Source organism: Paenibacillus sp. NPDC058174, from assembly GCF_042883865.1.
GTDB lineage: Bacteria > Bacillota > Bacilli > Paenibacillales > Paenibacillaceae > Pristimantibacillus.
Genome location: NZ_JBHVUY010000001.1, coordinates 309,245 through 325,042, shown reverse-complemented (window position 1 = coordinate 325,042; position 15,798 = coordinate 309,245). Strand labels below are relative to the sequence as shown.

16 protein-coding genes are annotated in these 15,798 nt (G+C 49.9%); 3 read left to right on the top strand and 13 right to left on the bottom strand.

Going from position 1 to position 15,798, the window contains the following annotated elements:
- Positions 1-111 precede the first annotated feature (111 nt).
- Positions 112-243, top strand: coding sequence for a hypothetical protein (locus tag ACFVVF_RS01435; RefSeq protein ID WP_387804726.1), 132 nt, complete (start codon positions 112-114; stop codon positions 241-243).
- A gap of 79 nt (positions 244-322) precedes the next feature.
- Here ACFVVF_RS01435 and ACFVVF_RS01430 read toward each other — a convergent pair whose 3' ends face one another.
- The 8 genes from ACFVVF_RS01430 to ACFVVF_RS01395 form a co-directional block, all read right to left on the bottom strand.
- Complete coding sequence (locus ACFVVF_RS01430) at positions 323-673, bottom strand: c-type cytochrome (RefSeq protein WP_387804725.1); 351 nt, start codon at positions 671-673, stop codon at positions 323-325.
- Between the two features lie 84 nt (positions 674-757).
- Positions 758-1,402 (bottom strand): response regulator, encoded by a 645-nt coding sequence (locus ACFVVF_RS01425; protein WP_387804723.1) that lies wholly within the window; start codon positions 1,400-1,402, stop codon positions 758-760.
- A gap of 472 nt (positions 1,403-1,874) precedes the next feature.
- Positions 1,875-2,915: an adenosine deaminase gene (gene add, locus ACFVVF_RS01420; RefSeq protein ID WP_387804721.1), complete on the bottom strand. Its 1,041-nt coding sequence runs from the start codon at positions 2,913-2,915 to the stop codon at positions 1,875-1,877.
- Between the two features lie 35 nt (positions 2,916-2,950).
- The gene (gene uraD / locus ACFVVF_RS01415) at positions 2,951-3,448 is read right to left on the bottom strand and encodes a 2-oxo-4-hydroxy-4-carboxy-5-ureidoimidazoline decarboxylase (protein WP_387804719.1); all 498 of its coding nucleotides are present in this window, start codon (positions 3,446-3,448) and stop codon (positions 2,951-2,953) included.
- Positions 3,449-3,696: 248 nt separating this feature from the next.
- Positions 3,697-5,658, bottom strand: coding sequence for a copper amine oxidase N-terminal domain-containing protein (locus tag ACFVVF_RS01410; protein WP_387804717.1), 1,962 nt, complete (start codon positions 5,656-5,658; stop codon positions 3,697-3,699).
- A gap of 90 nt (positions 5,659-5,748) precedes the next feature.
- Positions 5,749-6,723 carry a serine hydrolase domain-containing protein gene (locus tag ACFVVF_RS01405; RefSeq protein ID WP_387804715.1) on the bottom strand — a complete coding sequence of 325 codons (975 nt, stop codon included), beginning with the start codon at positions 6,721-6,723 and terminating at the stop codon, positions 5,749-5,751.
- Between the two features lie 38 nt (positions 6,724-6,761).
- Positions 6,762-8,168, bottom strand: coding sequence for an MDR family MFS transporter (locus tag ACFVVF_RS01400; protein WP_387804714.1), 1,407 nt, complete (start codon positions 8,166-8,168; stop codon positions 6,762-6,764).
- Positions 8,169-8,274: 106 nt separating this feature from the next.
- Positions 8,275-8,523, bottom strand: coding sequence for a hypothetical protein (locus ACFVVF_RS01395; protein ID WP_387804712.1), 249 nt, complete (start codon positions 8,521-8,523; stop codon positions 8,275-8,277).
- A 205-nt stretch (positions 8,524-8,728) separates the two neighbouring features.
- Between ACFVVF_RS01395 and ACFVVF_RS01390 the strand changes: the two genes are divergently transcribed.
- A complete protein-coding gene (locus ACFVVF_RS01390; RefSeq protein WP_387804711.1) occupies positions 8,729-9,352 on the top strand; it encodes a DedA family protein in 624 nt (207 codons plus the stop codon).
- A gap of 66 nt (positions 9,353-9,418) precedes the next feature.
- On the opposite strand, the gene ACFVVF_RS01385 is transcribed toward ACFVVF_RS01390, so the two are convergent.
- From ACFVVF_RS01385 to ACFVVF_RS01375, 3 genes are all read right to left on the bottom strand, one after another.
- Positions 9,419-9,688 (bottom strand): hypothetical protein, encoded by a 270-nt coding sequence (locus ACFVVF_RS01385; protein ID WP_387804709.1) that lies wholly within the window; start codon positions 9,686-9,688, stop codon positions 9,419-9,421.
- 81 nt (positions 9,689-9,769) lie between these two features.
- Positions 9,770-10,345, bottom strand: coding sequence for a hypothetical protein (locus ACFVVF_RS01380; protein ID WP_387804707.1), 576 nt, complete (start codon positions 10,343-10,345; stop codon positions 9,770-9,772).
- A 165-nt stretch (positions 10,346-10,510) separates the two neighbouring features.
- Entirely contained in the window at positions 10,511-12,733 is a 2,223-nt protein-coding gene (locus ACFVVF_RS01375; RefSeq protein WP_387804705.1) for an MMPL family transporter, read from the bottom strand.
- Between the two features lie 178 nt (positions 12,734-12,911).
- Between ACFVVF_RS01375 and ACFVVF_RS01370 the strand changes: the two genes are divergently transcribed.
- Positions 12,912-13,532, top strand: a complete 621-nt coding sequence (locus tag ACFVVF_RS01370; RefSeq protein WP_387804703.1) for a TetR/AcrR family transcriptional regulator — start codon at positions 12,912-12,914, stop codon at positions 13,530-13,532.
- A gap of 28 nt (positions 13,533-13,560) precedes the next feature.
- Here ACFVVF_RS01370 and ACFVVF_RS01365 read toward each other — a convergent pair whose 3' ends face one another.
- Both ACFVVF_RS01365 and ACFVVF_RS01360 read right to left on the bottom strand, forming a co-directional pair.
- Positions 13,561-14,349 carry an undecaprenyl-diphosphate phosphatase gene (locus ACFVVF_RS01365; protein WP_387804701.1) on the bottom strand — a complete coding sequence of 263 codons (789 nt, stop codon included), beginning with the start codon at positions 14,347-14,349 and terminating at the stop codon, positions 13,561-13,563.
- Between the two features lie 160 nt (positions 14,350-14,509).
- Positions 14,510-15,796, bottom strand: a complete 1,287-nt coding sequence (locus ACFVVF_RS01360) for a hemolysin family protein (RefSeq protein WP_387804699.1) — start codon at positions 15,794-15,796, stop codon at positions 14,510-14,512.
- Between the last annotated feature and the right edge of the window lie 2 nt (positions 15,797-15,798).

The window sequence follows — 15,798 nt, the reverse complement described above, 5'->3', positions numbered from 1 at the left end:
ATTGGAAGGTGAACGATCTGTGTCGACAATTGTAATAAAATAGCCATATCGAGTCATGAAACGGTTTCTCTTTTTCTTTTATACTAGGTTGGAAAGGAGGCGATCATTTTTATGGCAGCTGCATACATGACCCTTTTGGGAGCATTATTCGTATTTGGGGTGTTGTATCTGGTAGTAGCAGGTTCGAAAGCAATTCGGGACGATGATGAATTGCAGGATCAGGCGCTCCGTTCTTTGAAATAGGTCTGATATCTTTCTAAAAAAATGAAAAGAAGCGTCAAAGAGACATCATCCCTTTGACGCTTACAGCACGGCTGTCAGATCAATGATGCTCCGACAGCCATTTGGCCAAGCTTTGAATTTCACTCTCCGACAATCTCCTGCCGAAAGCAGGCATACCGCCTTTTCCATTTGTAATGATAGCGGTAATCTGCTCCTCCGACATCGTACTGCCGATATGCTGCAGATTAGAACCTGACCGGGTTCCTTCCAGATCAGCACCGTGACAAGATAAACATTGGTTTTTATAGAGCGTTTCTGCCGTATCACCGTTCGTTATGCCATTCTGATTTAAGACCTCATCATTCATAACTGCCGGTTGATGGCCCCCGCATGCGGAAAGCACGACAATTAACAGAGAGGCACACAGCTTTGCAGCATATCTCGAATACATGGCGTCCATCCCATCTTCTGCTCATCAGCAATATTTGCTAGTTAGCATTGACAGTCTTCAGTCCATTTATGAGAACACACTCCATCACGCGTAACAATAACCCCGCTCAAAAGCATACCGAGCCAGTTGAACCCGGTTGTCCAAATGCAGCTTTTGCAAAATGTTTTTTAAATGATTTTTGACCGTATGCTTTGAAATGACCAGCTTCTCTGCAATATCCCGATTCGCCAAGCCGTCAGCTACTAAACACAACAGCTCCTTTTCTCTCGGTGTCAAAGGCGTATCGTCATCGCGAGATTCTCCGGCAAATGAAACGCTATTTATTATACGTGCTGCGAACTCTCTTGGCATGGGTTCGTCATCCAATACGATCGCACGCAAATATTCAAGCCAGGTCCCGGGGCTGTAATGCTTCACCAAATAACCTTGGGCGCCGTTCTTCAACGCTTCGAAGAAATGAGTAATGTCATCTGCGGCTGTTATCCATACGATTTTGACAAACGGAAATTGTAATTTGATCGACCTAGTAGCATCTATATCATCAGTTCTGCACTTATCGACAGCCATGAGTATCAAATCCGGCAGCAGCTGCTCCGTTGATTGTATGGCGTTCTTCCCGTTCTGAGCTTCGGCCACAATTTCGAATAAGGAATCCTCCTCAAGGATTGTCCTCATTCCCTCTCGCGCATGGTGATGATCATCCACGATAAGGACCCGGACTTTCTGCATCGTCATCACTCCCCCTGCTCTGCCTTGTCTTAGCTGCTGTTATCGTACGCAGATCGTTACCTCTCATTATACGGACAATTTCAGCTGAACATTGGCATATCAGAGGGGATTGGGTGACAAAAGAGTGGCGTCAAAAGAACAACTTTGTGAAAACCGATAATAGCTGGAATGAAAGTATCGCTATCCCCAAAAGGTTTACTTCATATTGGGAAATAAGATACTATTTGTATATATCTTCAAATTCGGAGAGGTTCTATGACAAACATACCGCTTCAAAAACCAAAACCGGCTATTTCGCATTTGTTGCGGTCGTTACCGTTGCTGTAGCGGGCATAGCGATATGGATCTCGTTCCAAGGCGCTGCGTAAGAGAAATTTACATGCCAACGAGGCAAGGGTGAAAAATAAAAAAGCGCAAGTATCAGGGCTGAGCGAGCCCCAATACTTGCTCTTTATCCGTGGACATACTCACGCTATGGGGACAGTTGCAGCCCTTGGTCCGCCAATTGACGGTTAATGGTATCAATCAGACCGCTCTTCAAAGGCTCCTCCAGAAACGAGGCTTCTGCCCCGTTGCGAATGAGCTTGCCGATGTCCCGAAGTGTCAAGCCGCAATGCTGCAACAGCATAATATACTCCAGCGTGATCGTCGTGCCCGATACCGTTAAATTATCAGTATTAACCGTGACCGTTATTCCGAAATCTAGAAATTTTTTTATAGGATACGCCTCCCAGGAGGAGACTGCCTTCGTCTGAATATTGCTGACGGGACAAAGCTCCAATGGCGTTCGCGTTGATCGAACCAATTCCATCGCTTCGGAGTGGCCGTCAATCCGGACGCCGTGCCCGATCCGGACGGCGCCGAGGCTGGCAATCGCTTCGATGACATTTTCCGCGCCTCCCGCTTCCCCGGCATGAATCGTTATCGGCAAGCCCAACCGGCGGGCTAACTCGAATAAAGAACGATGCAGCTGCGGCGGAAAGCCCGCTTCATCTCCGGCGAGATCAACGGCAGCGACTCCGTCTCTATATTGGCTTGCAGCTGCTGCAATGACAGCTTCATTACGTTCATAACTGTCATGACGCATACAGATGACAATGGCTCTTGCCAGGACGCCATAATGCCTCTCTCCGCGGCGTAATCCGTCACGGACATGCCGGATTACCTCCTCGATGCTAAGCCCCTTTAGCGTATGAAGAAGAGGCGCGTACCTAACCTCTATATAGATGCAGCCTTGATTGGCCGCCTGTTCAACAACTTCGAACGCAACACGCTCCAACGCCTCTCCTGTTTGCAGAAACGGCAGCACGAAATCGAATTTGCTTAAATATTCACGCAGATTGGTGCAGTCCTCGTCGATCTGCATCCAAGACAGCAGATGATCATCTGCCGGGAGCGATTTGCCCTGTTGATGAGCAAGCTCGCGAATCGTTTCCGGCTTTACGCTTCCGTCCAGATGCAGATGAAGATCAATTTTTGGAAGCCGCTTCAACTGCTCCACTCTCTCATCCATCCCGTTCTCGCTCCCTTCCGTTCAATGCCCGCAAACTAACCTTCAATGAGATCTGCTAGCCGAAATGACGTGATTTTAGCAATTTGGTTCATCGCTTCTTTCGTTTCTTCCTCCAACGAATGGGTAAGCCGCTGCTGCAGGGCTGACCAGATTTCCGTTTTGTTGCTGCCGCGCACCGCATGGATGAAAGGAAAACCGAATTTCTCCATATAGTGCCGGTTTGCAGCAGCGAATTCCGCAAATTCCTCTGGCGACAGCTGGTCAAGACCCGCTCCCTGCTGCTCGCGTGTCGAATATTCACCAATGCTGAGCCTCGTCGCCAAATCAGGATGCATGCGGTAGAAAGCATGCAGACGCGCCTCCGGCAAGTCCTTAATCATCTGCAGCATCGCCTCATGAAGCCCGGAACGGCTCTGAAATGGCCTAAATGCCCATGCTGCCTCCGCTACCCACGGCGAGTTTTCGAATATAGTACCCAAAGCCAGAACGAACTCCTTCTGGTTCATATCATTTACTGCTGATAGTTGAATCACGAAACCTTCCTCCATTCCGCACTTGCTTAATTCTCAAACCTCAGAAAACTCGTTCAATCAGCAACCAACTCGATGTTAATTTAGATAACATCATAAGCCAGAAGCACTTATAAAACAATATAAAAAAACCATTTTCCACAATAATGTTCGCCCTATCATTCACAATCTGACATAATCGGTAAAAAAACCTCCAACCCATAATAGGTTGAAGGTTTTTTCACTGCAAGCTTATCCGAATTTCCCGATCCTTAGTATTTCAACTCAGGAAGCGGCAAGAACAGCAGGTTGAACGGCAGATTGCTTCCGGATGCCGGTGTGAACGCAATCGTCACCTGCTCAACATCATTGCCTGTCCGGTACAGGACGCCAACGTCGTTGGCATTGCTCAAAATGGTCGTCGTCGTCGTGTAGACGAGCTTATTGTTGACCAGGAAGGCTCCGCCATAATGTCCGCCCCGCGGATTAAGCCCAATAAGTGTGTGAGGCTGTACGTTATACAGTCTAAGCACATAGTAAGCACCATTGTTGCCGTCGTTGGACATGATATCGCCAGTCGTTACATCATAGCCCGACAGGCGCGTGTCAACCACTTTATCGGCCAAAATCATACGGGCCGGCTCATTGCCGATTGTATCCAGAACATGGATGTTGCGGTTTGCGTCATGGAACGTGCCGCGAACGTGCTTGCCGTCACGCGGAAGCTGCTGCAGCTTCGGCAGCTCAGCCAGAACATCCTTGTCGGCATCTACCACAACGATGCTGAATTTAATCGGCGCCGATGTCGACACGTCGGAATACATCGTTACTACCCGGTCTTGCGCCAGCTTGACGTCGCTCAATTTGCTGAGCACGACACGGCTTTCGCCTGGTGGAATTTTAATTACTTTGTTCAAGGACGGCTGCGTGCGGCCAAACAGATAGTTGCCGACAGCGGCTTTACCTGTTTGCGACACGTATGGCGCAGGACCGCCAACGCCAACGCGTTCCTCGGTTACTGTAGCTTCTTCAGCATTTTCGTTCGTTGCAATAATATAGATACGAACCGGATTCGCGCGGTTGTTCTGATTGTGTGTCAAGAAACGGACATTGCCCGTTGCCGTATCGGAATAATAGATGCCCTCTTCATCGATATGCTCAGGGCTGTTGCTGCGGATCAGCGTTTGCTGGCCAACGACGGACAATTCATACGATACCGTCGGAAGCTTCAGAACGCTTGCACCGTCGATTTGGTATTTGTCGCCGACTTCAGTAAACAGCATGTCGAAATCCTGTTTGCTGTACAGCGTCTCATCCTCGATCATAATCGTTTTCGAGAATTCGCCGACCGCGCCATGTGTGTCGGTTACTTTCAGCGTAATTGTCTGCGGACCTGGCGTGAAGAAGCCTTTGGCGTTATTCGTCCATTCCGTCTTTTTAATCTTGTTCTCATCATCTGTGCTTAGGTCAGTATAATGGATCATCTCGCCCATTTTGTAAGAGTTTTTGTCGGTCGTAAAGTTTGCGACCGGCGGCAAATTCGGCTGCTTGACTACAACGTTCACGGAGAACGGATCGCTCCATACGCCATTCTCGTCCTGTACCCAGCGGGTTACTTTGTAAGTGCCCGGAGTATCAAAGGAAGAGGCTTGTCCCTCCCAGCGCTCATCCGTAATGAGCAGACCTTTCGGATGGGAAGCTTTATCGATGTAGGAAACCTCAGTTTCGCCGGCATAAATAGTAGCTGGCGATACGGTGAATGCTGCTACCGGCTTCACTGTCCACTCCAGCGTAACCTTCTTCTGCTCGGCATTGCTGCTGATCTTCATGCCGTAAGGCTTGAGAAGCGAGCGAAGCGGGATCATTAACGTGCCCTGTTGTACGAAAGGCGCGCCGTCAAGTTTAGTCGAAGCACCATTGATTGTATAGGCAGTGCTGCCCGCTTTGTAGCGAAGCTCCTGCTGCCCTGTCGTCAATATGTACTCCTTCAGCTTTGAATCATAAACAACTTTACCGTATAGACGTTCAGCAATCGAACGGGCGGCGACGTAAGTTACCCCCTTCTTCTCGGTTAACGGCTGTGAAGCTTTGTAAAGCTTGCCGTTATGGTACATCTGGTTCGTTTTTTGAATCAGTACGAGCTGATCCTGGAGTTGGCCTTGCGCCTGGACCGGAATGGCCACGGCAAAGAGGAACAATGCGACAAGTGCGACTAAGCTGACTTTTTTACCCATTACAATCTCCTTTTTTTTGTAATAATTGCTGAACTGCAATTGAACCGACACACTATGAACGCAAAAAAGAGGAAAAAGTTGCACACAAAATTAGTGAAAAATCGCTGGCGCGATATAATCCATGATAAGCTTTCTCGACAAAATCGCCGCATTCCGGCCTGTAATATGTTTGCGGACGACGACTGTAAGCTGTTCTGATGGCGCAACCAGCAGCATTTGGCCGCCATGCCCAAACGCAAAAAAGCAGGATACGCCGTTTTGCGACGCAGGCGATTGCCACCAGTGAAAGCCGTATGAGCCATAAATCGGCGGGGTGTACTGGATGAGCGCGCGATGATGGGATTTGGTCGACTTCTCGATCCAGCCAGCCGGCAGCAGACGATTGCCGAACCAGTCTCCTCCGCGCAAATACAAGAGGCCCAGCTTGGCCAAATCCCGGCCATACAGCTGAAGCCCTGTTCCTCCTTCATTTACACCGCGGTGCGCGGACCATTTTGCCTTGCGGAAGCCCATTGGACGGAACAGCTTGCTGCTTGCATAATCCAGAGCGCTGGTTCCGGTAGCCTTTGTTAGAATCGCCGAGAGCAGATGTGAGCCTCCTGAATTATAAGTAAATGCCGCACCAGGGCTATGTGTTAGCGGACTGTTCAGTACAAAGCTGATCGGATCAGCCGCTTTCTTCATCGCTTTATAAGGCTTATCGAAGTCCGGCCAATCCCAGCCCGGCGTCATCGTCAGCAAATGCTTGATCCGAATCGACGGATCAGCCTCCGCTCCGAAGTAGTCGGCAATCGGCTGCTCGACGCTTTCAATTGCACCCTCTTCAATCGCGATACCGATCAGTGCCGACATCAGGCTTTTCGTACAGGACAACAGCGGCGCAATTCTATCTTCCCCATGCTCATGCCACTCCCAGGCAATCCGGTCGCCCCGGAGTACGACAACGGATTTCATCCGCCATTCCGGCAGCATCTGCTCCATCGCATGCAAGGATGAAGCTGACAAGCCGGCTTCGGCGGGCGAAGAAGCTGTCAGCAAAAAAGGATCGTCAATGGGACCGGCCATGGGGAAGATACCGCCTTTCTAAGATGTGCTCATTCCATCTATGCGTTGGTAGGCTGCGCTTCAGCCGTCTGCTGCATTTTGGGCAGGCTGAATGCTGCAAACAAGACGACCACCGATAATGCTGTCAAAATGATGAAAATGCGATGCAGGCTTGTCTCAAGCAGTGCCGCGTCAATCGATTCCGCGCTGCCCGTATGCAGCAGCAGTCCGAATAACGCGATGCCGATCGTCTGACCAAGCGTACGGATAAAATTGTTGCTGGCTACAGCCGCGCCGCGCAGCTCCCAATTGACTGCTGAAGAGACGGCTACTGTAAAGCTAGTCAATGACAGACCGAAGGATAATCCGGTCAAAAACGTATAGCACATAAAAAGTATAATTGGCGTGCTGTTGTTCATAAACATAAAGCCAAGGCTTCCGCAAATGAGGAATAACGCGCCGGCAAAGGCTATTCGGCGCAGGCCGATTTTTGCAATCCAGTTCCCTGCGAGTATGGAGCCAAGAGGCCATGACACGGAAAGCGGAATCATTGCAAGACCGGAATAAGTTGCGCTCTTGCCAAGAACACCTTGGAGCCATAGCGGCAGGTAGAAGATCGTCACGACGTTGATCACGCATAGCAGGAAGCTGACTGCATTGACCGCGCTTATCGTCCGCAGCTTAAACAGCTTGAGCGGAATGATCGGCTCCGGCGATTTTTTCTCAATGATGAAGAACATCCCGAGAAACAAAGCTGCAACCGCAAACAGCAAGCCGATGAAGAGCGGCTCCGCTCCTGCCGCGCCATCCTCATTACGAAGCAGCGTCAACACATACAGGAAGCTGAACATGCCGATCGAGAAGGTCGTGATACCCGCGTAATCGATATGCCGTTTCTTCTTCTCATAGCTTTCTTTAAAGGATGAGAGCAATAGCGCAATAGCGATAATGCCAAACGGCAGGTTCATATAAAAGATGGCCCGCCATGATACGTAATCGACCAGCAGGCCGCCCAGCAAAGGCCCGGAGATTCCTGCGATGCCCCAAATGCTCGACATCCAGCCCTGTACCTTCGCTCTTTGCTCAAAGGAATACAGATCCCCTATAATGGTATATGGAATCGTAGTCAACGCTCCCGCTCCGAGACCCTGCAGAGCGCGGAAAAAAATCAGCATTTCCATGGATGTCGCGAGTCCGGACAGCATAGAGCCTGCGAGAAAAATAACCGCGCCGATCATAAACATTTTTCTTCGCCCGTACAGATCGGAGAGCTTACCGTAGATTGGCGTCGTTATGACCGTCGCCAGCAAATAAATTGAAATAATCCAGCTGTACTGCTCGATACCTTGAAGCTCTTTGGTGATGCTTGGCATAGCCGTACTTACGATCGTCCCTTCGATAGCCGCCAGAAAAGTCGCGACAAAGAGGGCGATCGTGACGCTTCGCCGATTGCTGTTGTTATTCATTGCTTTTCCTTTCCGTCAATCTCGATTAATGGGAGAATTAGGCTGCATGCGTATGTTATTATCATCTGCCATTATCGGTTAAATATCAATCCTTAATCGCTATCGTTCACGAGGTCTTCATATATCGGGCATTTTTCATTTGTTCGCAACATATCGGGCCCGCCGCGCGTAATACATAGCGATCTCTTTTGCTCTCCTCCAGCTTCCAGAAGTTAGAATCGTCAAACAACTGCAGCAAAAGCTGCTGCGCCGCTAATGAAGATGACTGCTCGTCACGCAGCAAGGTCAAGCATATCGTATAACAGACCGGTTCGTATTTGCGCAGCCGATCCACTTGGTTTTGAAATGGTAACATGGGAATGATCCCGCCCTTCGACTCAATAACACTGCAAAGCCATTATAATAAAGCCGGAGGACTTATTAGTTACGAAATGGTTAAAATGCTAATTTATGCTGCGTTCAAATTGTTGTTTCTATCCCTCATTGATTATGTTAGCCTATACAGAGCAATAACACAGACCGGAATTATATCTTTTTTGACGACAGGGTGAGGAAGCCATATGGGCTATCAATATTTACTGACCATCATAGAACAGTTCGGTTACGTCGCCTTATTCCTTGTATTATGTCTGGGACTGATCGGACTGCCGATTCCGAATGAAGCGGTCGTCTTGACCGGCGGCGCGTTAGCCGCATCCGATATGCTGGAGCCCGGACCAGCCTACCTCATGACATTTCTCGGCATTTGCTCGGCTATGACCTTCAATTACTCCATTGGCCGCTTTGCCGGCTCCAGACTCTTTGACTGGTTCATGAGGAAGAAGAATATTGAGAAATTCGTCGCAAAGGCGGATCACTTGAACGCGAAATACGGCGGCTGGTCGCTAGGAATCGGGCTGCTGTTTCCCTTTCTTCGCCATGTGATGCCCTTTGTTGCCGGCACGAATCGAATGAAATACAGCCGGTTTTCCTTATTCGCCTACCCTTCGGCTTTCATCTGGACATCGATTTATTTCATTATCGGTGCTTTGTTCGGAGATCATGTCGAGGAGATCGGCGATTTCATTTACGATTACGGCATCTTAGCCGCAGTACTTGCTGTAGCGGTTATCGCCTACCTGTTCTGGTACTACTCGCTGCGCGGCCGGGCGAAAAAGGAAGACCATGCGGATCGGCACTTATAGCCCACTTAGATAAAAAAGAACCATTCGCCTGTATCCTGCAGGAGCGAATGGTTCTTTTTTTTGCGTTTATAGACGCACCAGTTTATCTTGCGCCGCTTGAACCAAGAAGTCGAACAGCTCATCGTCTTCCTCTAATTCATCTTCAAGGGCCAGCAATTGATCCTCATCGCCTGACTCGTTCAAAAAAAACAGGCCATAGCCCCATTCTGTCGCTTTACGGCTGTGCAGTGTCATTTCGTATTGGTTCGGCGAACCGTCGATTTCGAACTGAACTTGTCCGACGTAACCGTCAGCTTTCGTATAGGTCATCTTTGCTTCCAAAATATTCACTTTCATTAGCGGATAATCTTCCTTCCTGAACTCGTCCTTTCCCCATTTTACCCTTATAAAATTTTTCGTCAATAATGCTCCTTAAACTTAAACCTCTCGTCTTCTTCTAGTCGCATAGGCGATAAAGACAGCAAGCAGCAGCACGGCTGCGATTGAGATAATAATAGGGATGCTGCTGGATTGTTTGGGCGCTATTTGCAGCACAGGCGGCACAGAGCCGCCTCCAAGAACGGAAAGATCGGCACCGGCCTGCGCGAGCAGCATCGTCCCGCCGCATGAATCGACCTGCAGCTCCCCATTTCTGGCATTGGCATACACCAGATACTGCTGGCCGTCTTGGAATTCGACGCCGCAGCTGGCGCTGCTCATAGCGGTACTTACAGTTAAATGAGAGGTAACATGCCCCTTCCATACTTCGCTGACTTCAAAGTTCACCTGTACCGGACTGTCCGACGAGCGGCTGACGAATGGCAGATCGACCTTCTTCTTCGTAAAAACCACTGTGCCTGCAAAAACAGCGGCTTTGTTTTTCAGATTCTGCTGAGCGTCTGGCCTCTCTGCGCATGAGCAGGCTTGAACCTCTTGCGGAGCAAGCAATCCGCCTATAAGTATAATTGCGAGCGCAATGGCGATGGATCCCGCCGTGACCGCGATTTTGTTCAATACAGACAACCTCCCTTATCTCTCTCTAATTTTGGCAATTTCATACCTAGACGGCTGCCGGCTCCAAAATGTTTCATGCTCCGGTACAAGCTGCACTTCCTGCCATTTGATAACCGCACAAAAAAAGCCCAATGGATTATGCAATCCATTGAGCTGGTGCCAAGATCAGCCTTCGTATTTCTGAGGTTCAATCAAATTCGCTTTAGACGGCCAGAATGCCCGTCTGCCGAGCAGTGCCGTAATGGCTGGCACAAGGAATGGCCGTACGATGAACGTGTCCATAAGAACGCCCAGCGCCGTTATAAGGCCAAACTGTACCAGAACCTGAATCGGCAGTGTTGCCAGCACGGCAAAGGTGGCCGCCAGAATGAGCCCGGCCGAGGTAATAACGCCCCCTGTCTCGCTGACGCCTTCCTTAATCGCTTGTGACAATGGCATCGTCTTGCGTTTGCGCCAGATACTTGAAATCATAAATATGTTGTAATCCTCGCCGAGTGCAACGAGAAATACAAAGGCGTATAGCGGAATGGCTCCCTGAATCGCGTCCACTCCCATGACATAGTGAAGAATGATCCAGCCAAGGCCCAGTGCCGAGCCAAATGAAAGCACGACGGTAGCTGTCAAATACAGCATCGCGGTTATTGACCGCAAATAGATGAGCAGCAGCAGCATAATGAGCACAATGACAAGCGGAATAACGACGGCATTGTCCCGGTTCGTCAGTGCTCTCGCGTCGTATTGGGTTGCCGTCTGGCCGCCCACCCATACTTTATCGGCGGCATGATCTACGCCTGCCTGAGCGAGCACCGCTTCCGTTTTCTCATATATTTGCGGGATTGCGTCCATTGCCTCTTGTGAATATGGATTAAAACTTAAGAGCAATTGCACCGACTGCAAATTTGGATCCTGTTCGCTGGCCGCCGGCTTCGACACTGAATCCACCTCACGCAGCATGCCCAAGCCGGATACCAAATCAACCGGTTTCCCTTCCGTCTGGACAACAACGGTAACAGGCGCCAGCTGACCAGGGGTGAACGAACGGGAAATGACGTCAAAGCCTTCTCTCGACGGCATATCCTTTGGAAATGAAGATAACAGGTCATACGTAAATTTCACCTGCGTCGTAAATCCGGCTAATGCCGTGAGTACGACGACACTGGCAATAACAACCGTCCATGGCTTAGCAACGACTAGATTGCCGATTTTTGTACCGAAGCGATATTCGCCGCGTGGAGCAGCCTTCACTGGCTTCCCTTTGCGTTGCGCACGGGCAGCCTCCATCTCAGCAGTCCGTGGCACAAATGGGTAAAAGGAGCCTCTGCCAAAAATCGTGAGCAAGGCAGGAACAAGCGTGAGACTGGCGATTCCCATAATAAGAATCGACAGGCTGAACGGAACCGCAAAACGATGAATAGCGCCGTATTTGGCAGCCAGCAGCGTAATTAAAGCGAGAACGACGGTGAAGCCGCTCATCGCAATAGCGCCGGAAGCATCCCTGAACGCTGTACGCAAAGCGCGGAGCTTGTCATTATCCTCCTTCAATTCCTGGCGGTAATGGGAAATGAGGAACAGGCAATAGTCGGTTCCCGCGCCAAACAGCAGAACGGTCATAATGGAGATGGCCTGGGCATCAACCGTAATCCAGCCCTCGCCTGCCATCCAGCCGAGCAGCGGACTTGTAACCAAATAGGCAAAGCCGACGCCGATTAACGGAATAACGGCTAGTATCGGTGAGCGGTAGATGAGCAGCAGCAATACGAGAACGAGCAGCACCGTTGCAATCATCAGCGAAATATCAGCGCCTTTGAATAGGCCGCTCGCATCCACTGATATGCCGGCCGGACCGCTTATTCTCGCGCTTAGCGCTTCCGTATCCTTCACCGGTACGGAGAACGGATCAGATTCGCCTGTCAAAGAAGAGACTTCCTTCTGAATTTGTTCGAAATTGGTTTTCAGCACATCAGAATCCGCGCTTTCATCAAACGGCACAGGCTGCACCAGCGTCGCTCCATCTTCAGATGCGAAAGCTGCCAGTGCAGGCAAAGGCATTTGATGAAAAGGAATGATTGTGCCCTGTGCTTCTAGCGGGTTGTCAGCAAGTGCAGCGGACAACTGCTGGAATAGCTTGTAATCCTCCTCCGTCAGCCCCCCTTCCCGGTGCCAGACGATTAATGCGGGCACTCCGGACTCGCTGGGAAATTTTTCTTTAATTAATTGATCGGCAACGACAGACGGACTGTCCTTCTCTAAATTCGGCGCTCTGTTGTTTTCCTTATCGCCGACCGGCGGCAGCAACACCGTCAGCAGCACGGCAAGCACAATCCAGACCGCCAGTGTTACCCATCGGCTGCGTCTTCCGGCCACAGCATGGCTAAGCTTTTCCAGCATTCCGTTTCATCCCCATTTCCTTTGCAATCTGATTTGGTTTACAATAGATTAGTGTATAAAATAATTATATATACCGGAAGGTTAATTAATCAACTACATTTACATTACAAATTTGCGAACTTGCAAAATAAGCTAGCCGTTAGGCTAAACCTGCCATTACAACAAGGAGGGCCTGACTTTGACAGAACTGCCGCCAAAACGAAAACCCGGAAGACCGAAAGCCGAAGGAAGCAGCCAGACGATGCTTCAAATTATGCGCACCGCCGCCTATTTATTTATGGAGCACGGCTTCGAGAAGGTATCCTTGGAAGGCGTCGCCCAAGCCTGCGGCGTAACGAAAGCGAGCGTCTACTACTATTTCAGCAATAAAGGACAGCTGTTTACCGAATCGGTACTGTTTGTCCTCTCCATTGCGCTTGAGCAGACCCGAAAAATTATGGACGGTCCGGAACCTCTGCAGGAGCGGCTGCTGAAAGTAGCGGTAGGACATATGGCAAACGCCCATGTCGACTTCGAGACGATGATGCGTGAGGCATCCGCAGGCCTGAGCGAAGAGCAGATTATCCGTATCCGCAAAGCCGAAAACGCCCTCAATCAGCTGCTTGAGGACGTGTTCAGGCAAGCGATAGCCGCTGGAGAGATTGCCGAAGCCAATCCGCGTCTGCTGGCTCATGCCTATACGGCAGTTATGACGGTTCGCAACCGCAAAGAAATTGTGAGCGACAAAGAGAGCCTGCAGCAAGCAGCGGAAGATATTATTCAGCTCTTCTGGAACGGCCTTGCCCCGCGAAAGCCTTAAATAATTAGGATTCACACCATGAAATGCTCTATAAAATAAGGAGTGCAAAGAGCGCGGCGAGTCCAAACCGGTAATAGGCAAACCAGGATAACCGGAGCTTTTTAATCAAATTCAAAAAGGTGACAATCGCAATCGTGGCAACAATGAATGCAGCAAGCAGACCGATTAGAAACAGGGGCAAATCTGCTGCCGTTAGAAATTCCCTGCTCTTGATCAGATCAATTCCGCTTGCTCCAGCCATAATGGGAACAGAGACGATAAACGTAAATTCAGCGGCCGCCTTCTGGCTGGCGCCAAAAAACATCCCGCCCGATATGGTTGAGCCCGAGCGCGAGAAGCCGGGCCATAAGGCAAGCACCTGAAACAAGCCGATGGCGAGCGCTTGTCTATACGAAATATCGTCAAGCTCCTCCGCCGTTATTTTCCGCTTCAATCGGTCAGCAGCGATCATAAGCAGCCCGCCGGCTACCAATCCGACCAGCACCGTTGCCGGACTGAACAAATAGTCTTTAATAAAGCCGTGCAGTAGAACACCGAATATCCCTGCCGGAATTAGAGCCAGCGCAATATGCAGCACGTTAAGTCCCGACGTCTTGGACAAATTGAAGTTGAGCAGGCGGAGAAACCTTTTCCGGTACAGCACTAGCACAGCCAGGACAGCGCCGAACTGAACGACGACCTCGAACGTTTTCGCCCGTTCATCCGTAAATCCAAGCAAATCTGCAGTCAAAATTAAATGACCCGTCGATGAAACGGGCAAAAATTCCGTTAAGCCTTCCACAATACCCATAATAATCGCATTTAGCAAATCTCCCACGTCTACCTCCGCCTTTCCCGAGCATTAGCGGCAGCTTGTCATTCTTGTCCAGCCGCCCTCTTCCATTCTACGATTCATAGCGGTTTAAATATGCTCGCCTCTCCCATAATTTGTGAAAAAGCATACAAAAAACCGCATCCTGAACGGGATGCGGCTTCCTTTATTTATTGCGGTTCACCATAATTTCGACCTTGCGGATACGATGCTTCTCCTTCTCCCGGACGGTAAACGTCAGCTCGGCATACGTCCAAGGCTCGCCAACCTTTAGCTCCGAGTTCTGGTTGAACAGCCAGCCGCCGATAGAGTCGACGTCTTGACTCTCCAGATGGCTGCCCGTCGCCTCGTTGACCTCACTGATTAAGGCTTTGCCGTCCACTAGGAAAACATTGTCCCCAATAGGATCGATTTCAACGACCTCGTCCTCATCGAACTCATCGCGAATTTCACCGACAATCTCCTCGACGATATCCTCAATCGTAATCATGCCGGAAGTACCGCCGTATTCGTCAAGCAAGATCGCGATATGAACGCGTTCTAGCTGCATGCGCCGCAGCAGCTTTTTAATCGGCATCACTTCCGGCACCGACATCATCGGCTGCATGAGCGACCGCACAGTTGAGTTATGCGTCTCGAAATCATGCATGAAAAACTGCTTCGTATTAATGACGCCGATTATATTGTCTTTGCTCCCGCTTGCTACAGGAAAACGCGTATATTGCTCCTTGCGGATAATCGCAATATTTTCTTCCTTCGATTTCTCGACGTAAAGGCAGACCATATCGGTGCGCGGCACCATAATTTCACGGGCCAGCCGCTCGTCGAATTCAAAGATCCGGTTCACATAGCTAAGCTCGCTTTTGTTGATTTTCCCGCTTTCATAGCTCTCCGACATAATGAGCCGGATTTCCTCCTCGGAATGAGCCTCGTGCTCCCCCGTCGGCTTTAAACCGAGCATGCGGACAAGTCCGTTGGCGGAGCCGTTAAGCAGCCAGATGAACGGAAACATCAGCTTATTGAACCAGATAATGATCGGTGCAGTGAACTGGCTGACTTGCTCCGATTTGATAATGGCCAGCGTCTTTGGCGCTAGCTCCCCCAGCACGACATGCAAATAGGTCACAATAATGAATGAAATAATAAAGGATAAAGCATTCGATAAATTCCCTTGCAGATGCAGCCGGTCAAACAGCGGATGCAGCAGCTCATGTACGGTAGGCTCGCCGAGCCAGCCAAGGCCCAGCGCTGTTATGGTAATCCCCAGCTGGCATGCCGATAAATAGCCGTCGAGATGAGTAACAACCTTCTCAACGGCTTTGGCGTTTTTAGCTCCTTCGTTAACCATTTGGTTAACGCGGCTCGTGCGCAAACGTACGACAGCAAATTCCGTGGCGACAAAAAAAGCCGAAAACAACAGCAATATCGCGAATAAGAACAATTTCAGCACCATAT